The 16,768-nt window shown below is 59.3% G+C and carries 15 protein-coding genes; 8 read left to right on the forward strand and 7 right to left on the reverse strand.

The genetic code is table 11. The features are described from left to right. Positions 1-37: 37 nt before the first annotated feature. The 3 genes from ACZ46D_RS11500 to ydiK form a co-directional block, all read right to left on the reverse strand. Positions 38-856 (reverse strand): glycosyltransferase, encoded by an 819-nt coding sequence (locus ACZ46D_RS11500; RefSeq protein ID WP_464927578.1) that lies wholly within the window; start codon positions 854-856, stop codon positions 38-40. 2 nt (positions 857-858) lie between these two features. Then, a complete protein-coding gene (locus ACZ46D_RS11505; RefSeq protein WP_464927579.1) occupies positions 859-2,790 on the reverse strand; it encodes an ASKHA domain-containing protein in 1,932 nt (643 codons plus the stop codon). 448 nt (positions 2,791-3,238) lie between these two features. Beyond that, positions 3,239-4,321 (reverse strand): AI-2E family transporter YdiK, encoded by a 1,083-nt coding sequence (gene ydiK / locus ACZ46D_RS11510; RefSeq protein ID WP_464927580.1) that lies wholly within the window; start codon positions 4,319-4,321, stop codon positions 3,239-3,241. Between the two features lie 317 nt (positions 4,322-4,638). On the opposite strand from ydiK, the gene ACZ46D_RS11515 reads away from it, so the two are divergent. Beyond that, the gene (locus ACZ46D_RS11515; RefSeq protein ID WP_464927581.1) at positions 4,639-5,463 is read left to right on the forward strand and encodes a nitroreductase family protein; all 825 of its coding nucleotides are present in this window, start codon (positions 4,639-4,641) and stop codon (positions 5,461-5,463) included. Positions 5,464-5,488: 25 nt separating this feature from the next. On the opposite strand, the gene ACZ46D_RS11520 is transcribed toward ACZ46D_RS11515, so the two are convergent. Together ACZ46D_RS11520 and ACZ46D_RS11525 are read right to left on the reverse strand one after the other, a co-directional pair. Continuing rightward, positions 5,489-6,475: a hypothetical protein gene (locus ACZ46D_RS11520; protein ID WP_464927582.1), complete on the reverse strand. Its 987-nt coding sequence runs from the start codon at positions 6,473-6,475 to the stop codon at positions 5,489-5,491. 113 nt (positions 6,476-6,588) lie between these two features. Next, positions 6,589-7,707: a hypothetical protein gene (locus ACZ46D_RS11525; RefSeq protein ID WP_464927583.1), complete on the reverse strand. Its 1,119-nt coding sequence runs from the start codon at positions 7,705-7,707 to the stop codon at positions 6,589-6,591. A 205-nt stretch (positions 7,708-7,912) separates the two neighbouring features. Here ACZ46D_RS11525 and rfaE2 point away from each other — a divergent pair, with 205 nt between their 5' ends. Then, positions 7,913-9,199, forward strand: coding sequence for a D-glycero-beta-D-manno-heptose 1-phosphate adenylyltransferase (rfaE2, locus tag ACZ46D_RS11530; protein WP_464927584.1), 1,287 nt, complete (start codon positions 7,913-7,915; stop codon positions 9,197-9,199). 50 nt (positions 9,200-9,249) lie between these two features. Here the strand turns inward: rfaE2 and ACZ46D_RS11535 are convergent, their stop codons facing one another. Further along, positions 9,250-9,591: an endonuclease domain-containing protein gene (locus ACZ46D_RS11535; RefSeq protein WP_464927585.1), complete on the reverse strand. Its 342-nt coding sequence runs from the start codon at positions 9,589-9,591 to the stop codon at positions 9,250-9,252. Between the two features lie 48 nt (positions 9,592-9,639). Beyond that, the gene (locus ACZ46D_RS11540; protein WP_464927586.1) at positions 9,640-10,143 is read right to left on the reverse strand and encodes a hypothetical protein; all 504 of its coding nucleotides are present in this window, start codon (positions 10,141-10,143) and stop codon (positions 9,640-9,642) included. A 370-nt stretch (positions 10,144-10,513) separates the two neighbouring features. On the opposite strand from ACZ46D_RS11540, the gene ACZ46D_RS11545 reads away from it, so the two are divergent. From ACZ46D_RS11545 to ACZ46D_RS11570, 6 genes are all read left to right on the forward strand, one after another. Continuing rightward, a complete protein-coding gene (locus ACZ46D_RS11545; RefSeq protein ID WP_464927587.1) occupies positions 10,514-11,113 on the forward strand; it encodes a FlgO family outer membrane protein in 600 nt (199 codons plus the stop codon). A 181-nt stretch (positions 11,114-11,294) separates the two neighbouring features. Continuing rightward, a complete protein-coding gene (locus ACZ46D_RS11550; RefSeq protein ID WP_464927588.1) occupies positions 11,295-11,945 on the forward strand; it encodes a FlgO family outer membrane protein in 651 nt (216 codons plus the stop codon). A 29-nt stretch (positions 11,946-11,974) separates the two neighbouring features. Further along, positions 11,975-12,520, forward strand: coding sequence for a hypothetical protein (locus ACZ46D_RS11555; protein ID WP_464927589.1), 546 nt, complete (start codon positions 11,975-11,977; stop codon positions 12,518-12,520). Between the two features lie 35 nt (positions 12,521-12,555). Next, positions 12,556-14,499, forward strand: a complete 1,944-nt coding sequence (locus tag ACZ46D_RS11560; protein WP_464927590.1) for an Ig-like domain-containing protein — start codon at positions 12,556-12,558, stop codon at positions 14,497-14,499. Positions 14,500-14,646: 147 nt separating this feature from the next. Continuing rightward, positions 14,647-15,819 carry a S1C family serine protease gene (locus ACZ46D_RS11565; protein WP_464927591.1) on the forward strand — a complete coding sequence of 391 codons (1,173 nt, stop codon included), beginning with the start codon at positions 14,647-14,649 and terminating at the stop codon, positions 15,817-15,819. Next, a complete protein-coding gene (locus tag ACZ46D_RS11570; RefSeq protein WP_464927592.1) occupies positions 15,816-16,712 on the forward strand; it encodes an Hsp33 family molecular chaperone HslO in 897 nt (298 codons plus the stop codon). The genes ACZ46D_RS11565 and ACZ46D_RS11570 overlap by 4 nt, the downstream gene beginning before the upstream one ends. Positions 16,713-16,768 lie beyond the last annotated feature (56 nt).

The following is a 16,768-nucleotide window of genomic DNA, read 5'->3' on the forward strand; positions in this document are numbered from 1 at the left end:
AAGTGAACAGGTTTTCAACAGCACATTCTGGGGCGAATCAACCGGGCATTTGCGCGGGGCGCAGCCATTTTTTCAAAAGCAGACGGGTGCAGTCGCCCACCAGGAGAGGGGTGTTGCTGGCGGAGATTCTGGCCGGAGCAGGAGAGGATTCCGGTCCGCTCTGGATTACCACGGCCTCGGCCAGATAGTGGAGATGCCAGCCCGCCTGGTGCGCCCGCAGGCAATAATCGGCATCGGCGTAGTGCGCGGCAAAGCCCTCGTCCAGCAGGCCGATCTCCGCCGCCACCTCTTGCCGGATTACCAGGCAGCTGTCCAGGAGCCATTCCGGTTCGAAGGAGCGCAGGTGGTCCTGTTCCAGAAGCAGGTGCTTTCTGAGGATGTGAGGCGCGGCCGGGAGCAGCCGACCCAAGGGGGTGTGTTGGCAGAGGATCGTGGCCAGGGTCGGGGCGGAGCGCACCGAGGGCTGGACCATGCCCTGGAGGTCAACGATCCGGGGGGCGGCCAGACCCGCCTCCGGGGTTTCATCGAGAAAACGGATCAGAGTGGCAAGGCAGCCGGGTTGCGGCCGCAGATTCTCATCCCAGAAGGAGAGATAGCGGGCCGTGGCCAGCCGGCAGGCATGGTTGCGCGCCTTGGCCGGATGGTCGGCGCCGCTGCTTTCCAGGATGGTGATCTCCGGGAAAGCCCGTTCCAGCCGGGCCAGGGCGGGATGCTCCGGCTGGCTGGCTACTACGATGATCTCCACGGCCACCGGATCGGCATGGGCCAGGAGCGCGTCCAGAAAGGGGAAAAGCGCTTCGGGCTGGGCCGGGTTGTGGATCAGGCAGACTGCCAGGTCGGGTTCTATGTTTTCCATAGTTACTGGCGCGGTAGCTTGTCCCGCACCGTGGGGAAGAGAGCCATGTCGGTGTGGGGCAGGAAAAGCGAGGCCATGTAATGGTTCATGAACTGGGCGCTTTCCGAAAGCTCCAGGTTGGTCATCAACGAGCTGACCATCATCCGTTCCCGGAAGCGGACATGGTCGGTGAGGCTGATCTGGCAGCCGAGCATGGAGGCGTTGCCCAGATAGTAGAATTTGTCGCGGTCGATGTCCGGCAGCAGCCCGATGCAGATCGCCTGCTCCAGGTCGATGTAGGCCCCGAAGTTGCCGGCCATGATCACCCGGTCCAGATCGGCGAAGGTCATGCCCACCGATTCCAGCAGGGTGACGTAGCCCGCGTACATGGCGCCCTTGGCCCGGGTCAGGTTGTCGAGATCCACCTCGGTGATGGCGATGTCCTCGCCCATGAGGGTGTCCTTGGCCCAGGCCAGCACGTACTCGTAGCCGTCCACCCCCTGGCGGATGCGGGGATGGTCGAGGGTGCGGTTGAACTTGCCCTGCTGGTCGAGGACTCCTGTCTCCAGCAGCTCGGCCACGATGGCGATGAGGCCGGAACCGCAGATGCCGCAGGGCTTGATGCGGTCGATGGTGATGATCATCGGCTCCAGGGTTTCGGGGTGGATGTGGAAGTTCTCGATGGCCCCGGCATTGGCCCGCATCCCGTGCCTGATGCCGCCGCCCTCAAAGGCCGGGCCGGCGGAGCAGGCGGCGCAGACCATCCACTCCTCATTGCCCACCACGATCTCGCCGTTGGTGCCGATGTCGATGAACAGGGTGAGCAGGGGGCTCTTGTACATCTGGCAGGCATGGACCCCGGAGATGATATCGCCGCCCACGTAGCTCGCAACCGAGGGGTAGAGGAAGAGGCGTACCGAGGGGTGGGCGTGGATGCCCAGGGCTGCGGCGCGGGTCAGGGGGAAGTGGCTGCAGGTCGGGACATAGGGCGACTCGCGCAGGTATTTTGGGTTTAAGCCCAGAAGCAGATGGCTCATGATGGTATTGCCCGCGGCCATGATGTAGCTGATGTTGCTGGGGCTGATCATCACTTTTTTGCACACCGTTTCGATCACCGCGTTGATGGTGCGGACCACCTTTTCCTGCAAGGCCTTGAGGCCGCCGGGCCGCTGGGAATAGATGATCCGGGAGATGACGTCCTCGCCGCAGCCGATCTGGTCGTTGTAGGCCGAGGCCTCGGCGATCACCTCGCCTGAATTGAGGTCGATCAGCACCCCGCACACCGTGGTGGTGCCGATGTCCACCGCCAAGCCGTAGAGATTGCCCGTGGTGTCGCCCGCTTCCAGGGCGATGATTCGATCCGGCTCCTCGGCCCTTTTGCCGCGCAGCATGATCGCCGTCACCTGCCAGTCGGCCTCCCGTAGGAGAAAGGGCAGCTCCATCAGCAGTTCCGGGTGGTCGTAGGTGGGCTCGGCGCAGTCGTGGCATTTTTTCTTGATGGCCCGCATCAACCGCTGGAGATCGGGCACGTTGTCTTCCAGCGTCGGCGGCTCCAAGGTAAGGAAGCGCTTCTCCACCGGCGGCGCCACCTGCCAGGTGCCGATGAGATGGTCCAGGGACCGAGCGGAGATGGAGCGGGTGGTTTTGGGTTTGGCCTTGAGGGCCTTGCCGTCCTTGCTGGTCGCGGCGGGGATGAAGACCACCAGATCTTGAATAACCGAAGACTGGCAGGCCAGACGGAAGCCTGCCGCGTGCTCCTCATCCTTGAGCTGCATGGCCTTGTTGGCCGCAACCTCGCCCTGTTCGATCTTGACCTTGCACTTGCCGCAGACCCCGTCGCCGCCGCAGGAGGCCTGGATATAGAGCCCGGCCTTGGCCGCAACGCTCAGCAGGTTTTCGCCCTCATCCACCTCGATGGTGACGTTGTCGGGCAGGAAGGTAACGGTCTTTTTCATGAATCTCCGGTCTCCGGGGAAGTGTTGGCAAGGAATGGCTTATTGCCACAAAGATAGCAGGAAGGCGGAGGTTGTCAAGCCTCCTGAAGCAATCAGGCAGAGAGGAGGGTGCCGCTTTCCTGCCAGCTCCGCACCTGTATCCCTTTGTGCTGATAGGAGGCGTCGGCACCGCCGTGGATCAGGGGTTGGGGAAAGAGCAAGGGTCGGCAATAATATTTTATGCAATCTGTCAAAGCTTTTTACAGATTGCATAAAATATTGGGGCGTGGGGGGCAGGATTATCTCCTTGGAGGCGAGGCGGTCCTGGGGCGAAGGGCGAGGCCCATCGGGAACCTAGTCGATTACCCCCACCAGCACGTCCGCGATGATCAGGGGGCCGGAGTTCCGGCGAGTTGCGTGGCCACAAAGAGGGCGAGGAAAAGTCTTCGCAGGTTGGTGCGGATCATGGTCAAGCCTCCGTCTGTGTTGCGGTTTTTTTCAGCTCACCGTCCTCGATCCAGGCACAGAGCAAGGTGTAGGAAACAGCGAGCAGCACCGGACCGACAAACAGGCCGATGATGCCGAAGGCGATGAGGCCGCCGACAACCCCGGCAAAAATAAGCAGCAGGGGCAGATCGGCGCCCTGCTTGATCAGCAGCGGCCGCAGGAAGTTGTCGATGGTGCAGACCGGGAGCGACCAGGCGAGCAGGAAGGTGCCCCAGCCCAAATGCCCCTGCCAGTAAAGCCAGATTGCCGCAGGGATAAGGACCGGGGCAGGTCCCACCTGGATCACTGCCAGCAGGAAAATCAAGGCGGTCAGCAACAGGGTGTAGGGCATGCCGGCCAAGATCAGACCGAGCCAGGCCAGAAACGTTTGCGCCACCGCAGTGACGATAATGCCAAGGGCCACGGCGCGAATGGCCCGCGCGGCAAGGAGCACCGAGTTCTCTCCGGCAGTATCCGCCACCCTTCGGGCAAAGCCGAGCACCCACCCGGCCACCCATTCGCCCCGGACGTAGAAAATGACCGTGAGAATGAGGGTCAGCAACATATGCAGGAGCATCATGCCGAAATTGCCGGCCTGCCCCACAAACCAGCGGACCACCTTGCCGAGATAGGGCGAGAGCCGCCCACCCAACTCCTCCGGGGGCAGGGCGGCAAGCTGCCGCCAAAGCTCAGAGACCGGCAAGCCGATAAACGGCAGGCTTTCCAGCCAGTCCGGGGGCGGTTGCAGCGAAAAAGCGGCCAGCGATTTCAGCCAGTCGGCAATCCGGCCGGCGTTTTCCACGATGGTTCCAACCGCCAGGACAAGGGGAAGAAAAAAAACGAGCAGTGCGGATCCGGTGAGCAAAAGCACGGCGAGCGAGCGTTTGCCGTGCAGCATCTTCTCCGCCTTGAGCATCAGCGGCCAAGTTGTCACGACAATGGTCCCGGACCAGATCAGCGCCGGGAAAAACGGCTGCAGGATCAAGAAACAGGAGGCAATGAGCATACCGAGACAGAGCAGGGCGAGGGTGGCACGGGTAAGGTCTGGAGAAGATTTTGTGGTCATGGCGCTCATCACTAAGGAAAAGGATTATGGCCTGGTGGATAGGAAATTCAGGCTTTTTTCAACGGAGGGCTCGTCTCGACCAACAAAAAAATGTCGATGCACCCAGGAAAACACGGCCGGGTCCCAGGCACACTAAAAAAACATCCCATACGTCCGACGGGCTGTCAATACTGAAAAAATATGGACTTTTGCCGCCTGAATTCCTTCCGGTGCAATTTTCTTGGTAGTCCAGGGGAAAATGCGCTAATACAATAATATATTCCGGAGGTTGTCCCAAACCGTTCCGAAAATGTCCTGAAAACAAAAGGAGGGCCACCATGCTTCAGTTTCGTATTGATGAGGAGCGCTGCATCCAGTGCGGCGAATGCGCGCTTGACTGCCCGGCGGGAGTGATCGCCATGGATGATGGCTACCCGAAAATGACCAATGAAGCGGGGTGTATCCGGTGTCAGCACTGCCTGGCCGTCTGTCCCACTGCGGCGGTTTCGATCCTCGGCAAAGACCCCGAGGCGAGCACGGAGCTTAAGGGAAACCTGCCCGACCCGGCACACCTGGCAACCCTGATCAAGGGCAGAAGGGCGGTGCGCCGCTACCGCGAGCATGATCTGGCCCCGGAGCTGATCGACCATCTGTTGGAGGTTTCCGGCCATGCGCCCACCGGGGTCAATGCTCGGTCGGTGCTCTTCACCGTGGTCCGGGAGCGGGCGGTGCTGCACAGGTTGCGGGAGCATCTGATGGAACGTCTCATGAAACTGAAAGACGCTGGCGAGCTGCCGGGCGGGTTGGCCGGCCAGTACCTCGGCTGGACAGCCACGGCTTGGCAGGAGAAGGGCATGGATATCCTTTTCCGGGGAGCCCCGCATCTGCTCATCACCAGCGCCCCCGCAGACGCGCCCTGTCCGGCCCAAGACACCCTCATCGCCCTGACCACCTTCCAGCTGCTCGCCCATGCCCACGGGGTCGGCACGGTCTGGGACGGCATCTGCATGATGGCCCTGGCCGCCTGTCCCGAGGTGGTGGGCAAGCTGGGTATCCCGGCAAATCACACCCTGGGCTATGCCCTTGCCTTTGGCGACCCGGCGGTGGAATACCAGCGGACCGTGCAGCGGGGTCCGGCCCTGGTGAATGTGGTCAAGTGGTGATCGGCGGAGTGGGGCGGGGATAAGGTTATACTGCCGTACCCGGTCGGCTGGTTGTCGGTGGTTCCGACGGTAGAAACCACTGGTGCAGCTGGTTGAGAAAGGCGTTTTTCAGGTCGCCCGGCGCCCTGGTGGTGTTCGGCAGACCCTGTTCGGGTTGGCGTGCGGCTGTATCCATGGCGGTGTTGCCAAGAACTTTGGCAAAGGGGGTCAGTTGCGGGTGGTCGGTGAGGAGCTGCTCCATGTGGGATACCATCTGTCGGGCCGCACGCTCCTCGGGCGGGACGGCTGGCAGGGCAAGCGTTTCGGCGTTCACCCCTGTGACCGGTAACGGTGCGGGGTCCGTCCTCCGGGCAAATAAGCCATCCATCTCTTTTGCTTTCATTTCATCCAGGGCCTTGAGAATCTGCTGCCAGCGCGCTTCAAGCACGGTGGCGTAATCCGGCTCTCCGCTTTTGTCCGCTCCCAATTTATCGTAGAGATCCTTGAGCTTCGGGTCTTTGAGATCTTCCATGGCAGGCAGGGGCGAGTGGTTGGTGAGCCTGGTCTGGGTAACGGTTTGTCTGCTGAATGTGGCGGAAAGCGAGGAGACCGAGCCCATGGACATTTCGCCGAAATCCATGGCCCTGGCCATGGTGCCCTGCTGGTCGCCGGAAAAAAAGGTGGAGGCAATGGAGGTCAGTTCGCCCACCAGCTTGGTGATGTCGGCAAGCTCCTGCTCGTTGAGGTCGCCCTGCACCGAGATGCCCATGGCTTGGGCGCTTGTGGAGCTGCTGGTATAATTCACCCCAGAGGATGCGGGGTTAAACCAGCCGATTGCCTGGGTGTATTGATAATTTTGGCTCAGGCCCGAAAGGGTGACCTGATCGCCTTCCGCAGTGGTCAGAGAGAAAGAGGTCGACTGGACCTGGGCAAGAGTCTGCTCGAAGGTGCTCTTGCCGGAGCGGGCGGAATACAGGGATTGGTAGTCGGTGGAGGCGGCGGGTCCCTGGCTGGATTGGGCTGGAATGTTCATCGGCAAAGCTCCCGGTGCTGGTTTGCAGTGTGGCACGGCGGACGAAGGCGCACACGTGTTACGGTGCTTTTCGGGAGCTTGGGAGGAAAACTTGAGGGGAAAGGGGGTGGCTTTTACGGAAGATGCAATTTCCACACACCAGTGGGGCCAGCAAGAAGCCATATGCCGTTAAAAGGTATGCCGGTGGTCAGTTCGGTTGGAGTTGAATTGACATATCGCACAGCCTTTCGCTTCTTGAGATCTATGCACAACCACTCGTTGCCGATAAAAGCCCAGAGAGATCCGTTGTGGCTTATCAAGGTCGTGACACGCGAGCCGGAGTATTTTTCGCCAAAAGCCAAGCGCTGAAAGTGCTCTGATGTTTCGTCCAACAGAAAAAGTCCGTGGCTTGTTCCTGCGATCAATCGGCTTTCATGCCTTGTCAAGGCGCTGAAGGAAACGACATCCTCGCCATTCGCAATGAAGAAGCTTTTTGCCTCCCCGCGAAATGGCCGCATGACAAGGGAGGTGCCGCCCAATCCGCCCTCGTCAAGACCAAACCAAATGGTTTGGTCTTCGACAAACAGCGGGAGATGACTGAGCGTTTGCCCGGAATCTTCCTCGATCAGATCAATGGTGGCGGTAGCAAAATTTGCTTTTCCCACAGAGCCGTAGCTGCCAAGGAATAGCGAAGTCCCGTCCCAGGCACAGCATTGCACAGTATCGGAAAAGAGCTGCCTCTCCGTGTCGCCGGGGTCGGGAGTGAATTCTTGAGGAGGGCGATAAGCCACGGTGAGTGATGGTAAATACCGATCAGCCTTGGCAGGGGAAAGCAAGATGAATCCCGCTCCAGCTGGCCCCTCGATAAAGCTGCCCCGAGGGGCGGTGCTCTCTTTTTCGAGTTGTTCTTCCGGGTAATCCTGCACGGCAACGACAAAGGTATCCCCCATCGTACAAACAGGGCCATACCAGGTTGTTTCCTGCGGGCTTTTGGCAAACGATTTTTTCTCTAATTTGCTGTTACCCCCCTTAAAAAGCCAAATACTACGGCCGTCATTGATCAGCGCGATTTTTTTGTTCCCCACAATTTCGTAGGCCCCGAAGTCGCTCAGTCGAGTGAGATCGACGGGTTTTGTGGAGACTTGGAATGCTATTGTCGGGATATCTGACAGTTTTTCTCCGTTGGCAAATGTGGGAGTCAGAATCATGAACCCGAGGAAAAGCAGGTGGGTGCGAAGGAGATGAGGGTTCATGGGAAGCCAACCGTTTAAGGGATAGAGATGTGCGTAGAATTTTCGCAAATTTCAGCAACAAGGAAAATATACAGCAACAATCTCATGTGCCTAACAGATTGTCAATGTGGAAAAAACACAGGCTTTCGGTGCCAGGCCCTGGCACAAGCCGGCACCCTTTCAACCTCATATTGACAAAAAGGGGATACCGGGTCATTCTAACGTTATGAAAAATACCATCGACATCACTCCTGCCCATTATCACGCTGGTTTTCTCCAGTTTGACGTAAAGCTGGCCGATCCTGCCGCGAATCTCGCTGCGGTGCGGGCGGGTTTGGCCCGTCTGGTCCCAAAAGGGCCGGGGATCATCGTCCTGCCTGAGTTGTGGAGCTGCGGCTTTGCCTACGAGCGTCTCCAGCATTTCGCCCTGCAGACGGTGGAGGTGCTGGAGGAGTTGCAGCGGTTGGCTCACCAGCACGGTATTTATCTGGCCGGTTCTCTGCCCGAGGAGGTGCTCACCGAGATCGGCTCCGCCATCTATAATACCCTGTACATCGTGGGGCCGGACGGGGTTGCCGGATCGATCCGCAAGCAGCAGCTCTTCGCGCCCATGGCCGAGGATCGTCATTTCACCCCCGGGGACAATCCCCAGCCCATGGAGACCGGGCTTGGTCCGGTGGCCGGGTTGGTCTGCTACGACCTCCGTTTCCCCGAGCTGGCCAAGACCCAGACCGCCCAAGGCGCGGGGCTGCTGGTGGCAAGCGCCCAGTGGCCTGAGGCCCGGCGGGAGCAGTGGCGGACCCTGGCCATGGCGCGGGCCATCGAGAATCAGATTTTTGTCGTGGCCTGCAACCGTTGCGGCACTACCGGGAAAACCGAATTCGGCGGCCATTCCCTGGTCATCGGTCCGGATGGCGCGGTGTTGGCCGAGGGTGGCGCCGAACCGGAGGAAGCCTGGGTCGGGATCGCCCCGGCCAGGATGCAGGAACTGCGGCAGCGCTTTAATACGGTGGGGCCGACTCCGTACCGGTTTTATGATCAGAACAAGATCATGGAGCTGGAGGAGTTGGCCTCGCTGACTGCTCGCTACCGGGCGGTGGGCCGGAAGGTGGTATTCACCAACGGCTGTTTCGATATCCTGCATCAGGGGCATGTCACCTATCTGGAGCAGGCCCGCAGGGAGGGCGATTGTCTGGTGGTCGGGGTCAACAGCGATGCCTCGGTGCGGGCGCTGGGCAAGGGGGATGATCGGCCGGTGAACCATGAGCAGAGCCGGGCCAGGATTCTCGCTGCCCTGGGCTGTGTGGATCATGTGGTGATCTTTGGTGAAGAAACGCCGCAGAAGCTCATCGCCACCCTGATGCCCGAAGTGCTGGTCAAGGGCGGCGACTGGCCGGTGGAAAAGATTGTCGGCGCTTCGGAGGTGCTGGCTGCAGGCGGCCGGGTGCTCTCCATTCCCCTGGTGGAAAATTACTCCACCACCTCCTTGCTCAAGAAAATCCGCACAAGTTAAACGCTTCCCCCGCCCCTTGCGGGAGGGGGTCAGGGGGTGGGGGAACTCTCTTAAAGACACCGCTGCCTGATAACCTCAAGCACTCCTTCCAGATTTTCAAAAACTGCGTTATTCCAGAATCTTAATGCGCTGAATCCATTCATGGCAAGACAGCGATCCCTTTGTTGGTCCCTGTTCTCGTCCTCCGCATGCTGCCCTCCGTCAAGCTCTATGACGATCCGTTTGTCAAAAGAAACGAAGTCAACGATATACCTTTCAAGCGGTTGCTGGCGACGGAATTTCACGCCTTCCATCTGGTTGTTTTGCAAATGCTGCCAGAGTCGGTGTTCCGCGTCAGTAAGGTTATTGCGCAGTCCACAGGCTTGGTTGTGCAAGGAATTTCGTGGTTTCATAGTTAGTTCCCCCACCCCCGACCCCTCCCGCGAGGGGAGGGGGGATTTTTAGTCCTGCGCACAGAACAACCTCTCAACATCTTCCGGCAGCTGCTCCGGTAAAACCCCTATCTCCCTGGCAAAGATCTCCAGCTCCTCCTGGGTGCAGTTGAGGCAGGACTGCCTCAGCCCGGCCCGCACCTCATCGACTTCCTGCCGCAGGAAGCAGCGCAAGGCTTCGGCAATCTCTCGGCGCAGCGCTTCCTCGATCTCCATCTCTTGCCGGATACAGAATTTACCCAGCCGCTCCCAGTTGAAGATGCAGCGCTTCAACCCCCGAAAGATGCGGGCGTCTCGGTTTTCCGGGCTGAGATCCCGCAGCAGGATTTCCCGGTAACGGGCCACCACCTGCTGGCGCAGGACATCCAGTTCCTCTTGACTCAAAGTGAGTTGCGGCCCTGCCGGATCTTCGCAGAGATAATACAGGGAGCCGTGGAAGGCGATTTCCGGAATCTCCCCGGAATGGCGGACAATGAGAATTTCTTCCGCAAGCAAGCTTTCTGTCTCGGTCATGACCCCACCTGTAAGCGAATGGCGGAAAAAAAATCATGCCAAGAGGCGTTTTGATTTCCCGCAAGATATAGCTTCTTTTGCCAATCGGCATACCACATGTTGTTGCCCGCAGGCGGACCGGGCTCCGCAGGCACGATCCCGAGAGCTGTAAAGCCCCTATCCTCTCAATCTGCAACGCATTTTTTGTTAAAGACAATGTGCCGGCCAACCGATGATTAGGACAAACCGGGAACTCTTTTCCGCCCAAGGCGTCTGACGGCGCGGAGGCACCTTTCCGGCGTCACATAATAAAGGAGAACGGCGACATATGCAATTGACAAGGAAACGATGTTCTGGCTGGCCGACCCCTTCTTTCCTCTCGAAAATAGCGATGCTGGCCCTGCTTTTTTTTCCGGTCCAGGGTTTGGCCTTTTCGTTTTTAAGCCAGGAGAAACCCCCGGAGATCACGGTGAATGAAGCCGCCGCCTTACGCACCGAGATACAGGGTTTGGCCGATGAGCTGTTCCGCAATCTGGCGGATGCTGACCCGGAAAACGGTGACCTGGCCAAGGGCGTGCTGGTCTGTACCTTTGTCGAGCTCAAAAAATTGTCCCGGACCTCGTCGTTGGGGCGGTACGTGGCGGAGCAGCTGATGAACGAAATGCAGCAGCGCCATTACGAGGTGGTGGAGATCCGGAAAAGCCAGGCGGTCATGATCCAGGAAAAGCGCGGCGAGTTCGGTCTTTCCCGCAATCCGGCCGAGGTCAGCCAGGCGGTGGACGCCGGGGCCATGCTCACCGGTACTTACACCCCCAGCAAAGACAGCATTGTCATCAACGCCAGGATCATCGACAACCGGAGCGCCAAGCTCCTCTCCTCGGCCACGGCCATTATTCCGAGAAATCAACTGGCCGAGCAGCTGCTGGCGGATACCGCCTCCGTCCGGTTAGCAAAACCGGAACCGCTCTATCTGAAAAAACTTGAATTGTGATGGATGGGCAACAAGGGAAGAAGGGAACAGGTCCGGACACAAAATAAAGAGTCACAAAGTAATAATCGTTGTAATCGCGGCTTTCTGCGATTTCAACAATTGTGATAGGATATCCGCAGGGGTACACAGAAACATAACTTTTCATGGAAAGAAAAGAGCGCAACGGTTCAGGGAGGACAGGATGAAAAAGGGAAGGAGAGAAGCGATACTCTGTTGCTTGGGGCTGGTTCTGTTTGCCGGTGCGGCGTGGGCCGATGGAGCTGAGGTCCGCAGGGTTTCGACCAGCTACAACGTATACCAGTACCTGCCGGAGGCATCCAGCCGCGGTTCGGAAATGCTTCTGGGGGAAATGTCCAAGGAAGTGGCCGGGAAGGTATATTATGAGCTGCAAGGGGAACTCGGCGAAGGCCAGAGTCTTGTTGGCAGAATTGGGGTGGTCAATGCCGTGCCGCTTTCCGATTTCAAGCGTGACACGGAGTTTGGCCGGATCATGGGCGAGTACCTGCTTACCGATCTGGCGGACCGCGGCCTGACGGTAACCGAACTCCGCCTGGGCAAGGAGATCACTATCCTGCCCCAGACCGGAGAGTTCCTCCTTTCCAGAAATATTGGCGAGCTGGCCATCAAAAACCCCGCCCTTGAGTACGCGGTGGTCTCCACCTTTTCCAATACCCGGAAAACCCTTATTGTCCAAGGGCGTCTGGTGCGCCTCAGTGATGGTCTGGTCAAGACCTCCTGGCGCTACACCATGCCGCTCACGCGGGAACTGCTTGGGCTGTTCCAGACGCAGGAAGCCCCCCACCGGATCGCAGTTAAGGGTTTTGCCCAGTAGGGGCTGAAGGAAAAGAAAGGAGAACCGTGATGGAGCAGGCATTGCGCAGACAATTATATTTGATAAGCCTGAAAAGGCTGTTGATCCCCCTCGTTGTTCTTACCGCGGTGGCGGGCTGCTGCTTTCCTTCCCAGCACGCGGCCCATGTCGAGGTTCCGCTGGAACCCGCCTCAAGCACCCCTCCGCAAAGCTATGCTTCTGTGCCCGGCTTTGTTTCCATGTTCAGTCGTGACGCCATCGGGCAATTCAAATACTTTTTTGCCTCTTCGCCGGTTGCGGTTGAGCCGTTTATCGTGATCGGAGAGTTTTCCTCCTCGAAAAAGATGACCACCCTAGGGATAACCCTGGCGGACCAGATGGCCGCGGTGATCAACAATGAGGCGGAGGCCTCCATGGTGAAGGCAAAGGGGGAGTCTCCGCAGCGGATTTGGGGGATTCTTCAGGAGGCGGACGGTTATCTGCGCGTTCATGTTACCGGGGTGAATGCCTGCGGCGAGCGTCGTTCCTATGTGGTGAATGTCCAGATGTCGGAACCTATTTATCGGGCGCTCCATAGCTATGTCTATTTGCAGTAAGCGATTGTGTGAGCCGCGGAGTATCAGGTGAGGTTATGGCAGAAGAAAAAGCAGGCCTTGAAATAGACGACTGGCTGGACGATCTGGCGGACGACAAGCCCGCCGCTGCGGCGGAAGAGGCTCCGGGCGACCTGGATCAGTCCGACATCGACTCCCTGTTGGGCGGAGGAACGGCAGCCAGTGGACCGGTTCCCGGCGATGATGGCGGGGAGCTGGATCAATCCGATATTGACGCCCTCCTGGGAGGTGGCACTGCCGCCCCTGTTTCCGCTGCGGGCGGCGGAGGCGAAGGCTTTGCCGAGCTGGATCAATCCGATATCGATTCCCTGTTGGGCGGCAATGAAGGGCCCGCGGTTGCGGCGGCGCCAACGGCTGGGGATGATTTTGATCTGGATCAGTCGGATATTGATGGTCTTTTTGCCGGCGCGGGAGATAAAACGAGCCCCGCCGAAGCAGGTATGACCGAGGGTCTGGGCGCTCCCAGCAAGGATGATCTGGACAGCCTTTTTTCCGATATGGGTGGCGATGAGTTGGCTCGCCCGGAAACGGTGAATTTCGCCGAGGTTGCCCAGGACGGGGGCGGAAAAGAAGATAATTTCGGGTTGCCGGATGATGGCGGGTTTGATGACGATGAGTTTGATTTCGGCGACCTGCCCGATATCCCCGATGAAGGAACAAATGCTGGTGGCACCGAACCGCAGCGAGGGATGGGCGAAGAAGATATTTTTGCCACAGCCTCTCCTGTTGGCGCTATGCCGGACTTTCTTGCGGAGGCTACTATGGATAACAGCCGGGAAAAGCCCTCTGCTTCGGGCACAGACCATCCCTTTGCCCCGCCACCTAAAGCCGGGAAGAAAAAAGGCATGGCTGTCGCGGTCTTATGTCTTCTCCTGCTGGCGGGCGGCGGGGGCTATTTTTTCATGAAAAACAAGAAGGGCGTGATGCCGGTTCCCGTGCCGCCGCCCGTCCAGGAAAAGGTTGTCGCCCCCGAAGCGCCGCCGATTGTCGCCGCACCCATGGCCCCGGCCAACGTGCCCCCGGTGGCCAACGAGTCCCGCTGGCGCATGGCAAAACCCAACGAAGCTCTGCCCATCGAGCTTTCCGGCTCGGATGAAAACAACGATCCCCTGAAGTTTGAAATTGTGACCCCTCCCAAATTCGGCAGGCTTTCCGGCGATCTGCCCAAGGTCACCTATCTGCCCAACAAGGATTTCCCAGGCGAAGACACCTTTGAATTCCGCGTTTCCGACGGGCAGGCGGCCAGCGCCCCTGCCAAGGTAGGGGTGATGGGGCCGGAGGAAGTCAAGCCGGTGGTGGTGGAAGCACCGAAAGAATGCCCGCCGGAAGAGCGCCCGGTGGTGGCGGCGAAGAACATGCACCTGAAAACCCTGAGCACCGCGCCGCTCACCATCAATTGGAAAAACATCTGGGCTGCTGCCAACACGGAGCCCTTTGACGCCAAGGTGTCGGTGGAAATTCTCGGTGGTCCGCCTCTGCGCGGCAGCTTACACCGTCTCGACCGCAGTCGGCATCGCTATGAGCCGGACAGATATTTTGGCGGCAAGGAAGAGGTGCGGTACCGGTTCAAGGCCGCCGGGGTATACTCCAAGGCCGGAAAGCTGATCATCACGGTCAAACGCAACGACAAACCCCCTGTGCTGGCCATGAGAACGGTGGCTTATTCGTACAAGGTGGGGGAAACCGTGGTCCTTGACGCAGGGCTTACCAGGGATGATTCTCCCGGTGGCGTGCGGTATAGCTGGGAGCAGGTGGCCGGGCCGCCGGTGCAGTTGGAGAAGCGGCACGGGGAAGATTCGGTGGTTTCCTTTGTGGTGCCCTCTTCCTTTCGAGCGGAGCAAAAACCAAGGATTATCATCCGGTTAACCGTCACGGATCCTGGCGGCCAGAGAGCGAGCAAGGAGGTCACCATCCTCCCTGTTTCCAAGCGGCAAACAGCCCTGTGGGGGATTCCCGAATAATTTTTTCTCGTATAGTTATAAAAAAGCCCGCTTGGCCAAAGCGGGCTTTTTTTGTGGCAAGAATTTGTCAAGACCCAGGCCGATGGTGTATAGATTTTTATCGGGGCAGCACTTCGTTGTCCGGCGGTTGACCAGGGGAGGGGGATTGTGGACTGTCCAAAATGCGGCCATGTGCAAGTCGGCGAACAGGAATGCGAACGGTGTGGGGTAATTTTTGCCCGGCTCCAGAAAAAGGAGGAGGACAAGGCCCTGCCCAGTGAAGCCGAAATGGAGCCCTCCGTCCTCCCACGGAAGGCTTCCTCTGGGCTGGCGGGCTGGCTGGTTGCCCTGGCGGTGGGGTTGTCGGCGGGCTGGTATGTGTTTGCTCCGCCGCAACCACAACCAGCGCCCGAGACCGGGCCGCCTGCGGCCGTCTCTTCCCCTGAGTCGGTACAGGAGGGGAGAAACCCGCAGCCGGCGATGTCGCAGCCAGGGATGGTGGATCAGCCGCAAACCGCTGAGGGGTTAGCGGGAAAACTGGCCGCCGCCTTTCCGGCGGGCAACCCTCTGGAGCAGGCCCGCAATGCCACGGTTTTTATCAAAACTCCGTGGGGCAGCGGCTCCGGTTTTTTTGTCACTGCCAATGGTTACATCATTACCAACCGGCATGTGGTGGAATTTGACGCCGCCCAACTGAAGGACTTCAAGGGCAAGGCAGACAAGCTGGCCGCCGAATTGGAGCGGGACCGACGCAATAGGGAGGTGCTGCAAAATCAGCTTGCCACCCTCCGGGACCCAGGGGTGCGGCGGCAGGTGGAGGAGGAACTGCAGCGGCGGCAGGAGGCGCATGAAAAATACAGCGCCATGCATAAGGAAATTACCGGCCAGCTGCAGCGGATCGAGCGCTCCTCGTGGAGTGCCGACATCAAGGTGGTCCTGATCGACGGCAGCGAATTAGCCGTGCAATCCCTGAAGATGAGCGACCGCACCGACCTGGCCCTGCTCTCGGTGGATTGCTACAACGCCCCCTTTATCCAACCGGTAACGGACAACCGCCATCTCGGCCAGGGTCAAAAGGTCTATTCCATCGGAAGCCCCATGGGACTCAGGCATACCGTGACCGGCGGAATCATCTCCGGCTACCGGGAGCACAAGGGCAGGAAGTTCATCCAAACCGATGCCCCCATCAACCCGGGAAACAGCGGCGGTCCGCTGATCGACGAGCAGGGTGGGCTCATCGGCATCAACACCATGGTTCTCCGCGATGCCCAAGGAATCGGCTTTGCCGTACCCTTCCAGGAAGTGAAGACGGAATTCGGCCAGTATCTGGGGGGGATGTGAAACAGTTGGCTGACGGACGCATTCGCTTTCTCTTGGGCGGCAAAGAAGTGCGCGGGGTGTTGGTGCGGGGCACCGGTTTGGTCAACGAGATGCGGACCAGGCACGGGCTCGGGTTGCTGGAAACCCTGGTCTTGGGACATGCCTGCCTGGCTGCGACCCTGCTGGCCACGACCCTGAAGGGGGATAAGGATCGGCTTGCTTTGCGGATCGAGTGTTCCGGCCCGATCAAGGGGCTGGTGGCGGAGGCTAACGGGGCAGGGGAGGTGCGCGGCTATCTGCGGCAGAACCCGATCCCCCTGGAAAAGCCCCTGGAGTCCTTCGACCTGGCCCCGTTTTTCGGGGCGGGATTTCTCTCGGTGAGCACCCATCTGGAAGGCGCCAGCCAGCCGTTTACCGGCACCATCATGCTGGAGCACGGCAATCTGGCCCTGGATCTCAGCCATTATTTCCAGACCTCGGAACAGACCCCCACCGCCATAGTGTTGAGTATCCAGTTTAACAGCGAGGGTTTGCCGGTGGGGGCGGGCGGCTTGTTGTTGCAGGCCATGCCCGGAGTGGAGCCTGGCCTGATGGGGGAATTGGAGGAATGTTTGTCCGGGCTGCCTTCCCTGGGCCGTTATTTTGCCGAAGAGGGCGATGCGGAGGGTTTGCTTGCCAAGGAGTTCGCTGCTTTTCAACCGGAGATCCTTACCACCACGCCGGTTGCCTTTGCCTGCCCCTGCTCCCGCGAAGAGATCTCCGCCCGTCTGCTCACCCTGTCTGCAAAAGACCTGGAGGAGTTGCGCAGCGGGCCCTTTCCCGTGGAGGCCTGCTGCCATTATTGCAACACCACCTACCTTTTTGACCGGCAGGATATGGAGAAACTCTGGCAGGAAAGGGCGGGGCGCGGCTAAGAACACTTCAGTTAAAGTCGAAAAACAGGCTGAAATTTTTCAACGGTAACTATTCG

It is taken from the genome of Thiovibrio sp. Mzg5 (assembly GCF_055379285.1).

Coding starts and splice junctions, on each gene's coding strand:
- ACZ46D_RS11500 (WP_464927578.1), bottom strand. CDS start 856: ATGGAAAACATAGAACCCGACCTGGCAGTCTGCCTGATCCACAACCCG.
- ACZ46D_RS11505 (WP_464927579.1), bottom strand. CDS start 2,790: ATGAAAAAGACCGTTACCTTCCTGCCCGACAACGTCACCATCGAGGTG.
- ydiK (WP_464927580.1), bottom strand. CDS start 4,321: ATGACCACAAAATCTTCTCCAGACCTTACCCGTGCCACCCTCGCCCTG.
- ACZ46D_RS11515 (WP_464927581.1), top strand. CDS start 4,639: ATGCTTCAGTTTCGTATTGATGAGGAGCGCTGCATCCAGTGCGGCGAA.
- ACZ46D_RS11520 (WP_464927582.1), bottom strand. CDS start 6,475: ATGAACATTCCAGCCCAATCCAGCCAGGGACCCGCCGCCTCCACCGAC.
- ACZ46D_RS11525 (WP_464927583.1), bottom strand. CDS start 7,707: ATGAACCCTCATCTCCTTCGCACCCACCTGCTTTTCCTCGGGTTCATG.
- rfaE2 (WP_464927584.1), top strand. CDS start 7,913: ATGAAAAATACCATCGACATCACTCCTGCCCATTATCACGCTGGTTTT.
- ACZ46D_RS11535 (WP_464927585.1), bottom strand. CDS start 9,591: ATGAAACCACGAAATTCCTTGCACAACCAAGCCTGTGGACTGCGCAAT.
- ACZ46D_RS11540 (WP_464927586.1), bottom strand. CDS start 10,143: ATGACCGAGACAGAAAGCTTGCTTGCGGAAGAAATTCTCATTGTCCGC.
- ACZ46D_RS11545 (WP_464927587.1), top strand. CDS start 10,514: ATGCTGGCCCTGCTTTTTTTTCCGGTCCAGGGTTTGGCCTTTTCGTTT.
- ACZ46D_RS11550 (WP_464927588.1), top strand. CDS start 11,295: ATGAAAAAGGGAAGGAGAGAAGCGATACTCTGTTGCTTGGGGCTGGTT.
- ACZ46D_RS11555 (WP_464927589.1), top strand. CDS start 11,975: ATGGAGCAGGCATTGCGCAGACAATTATATTTGATAAGCCTGAAAAGG.
- ACZ46D_RS11560 (WP_464927590.1), top strand. CDS start 12,556: ATGGCAGAAGAAAAAGCAGGCCTTGAAATAGACGACTGGCTGGACGAT.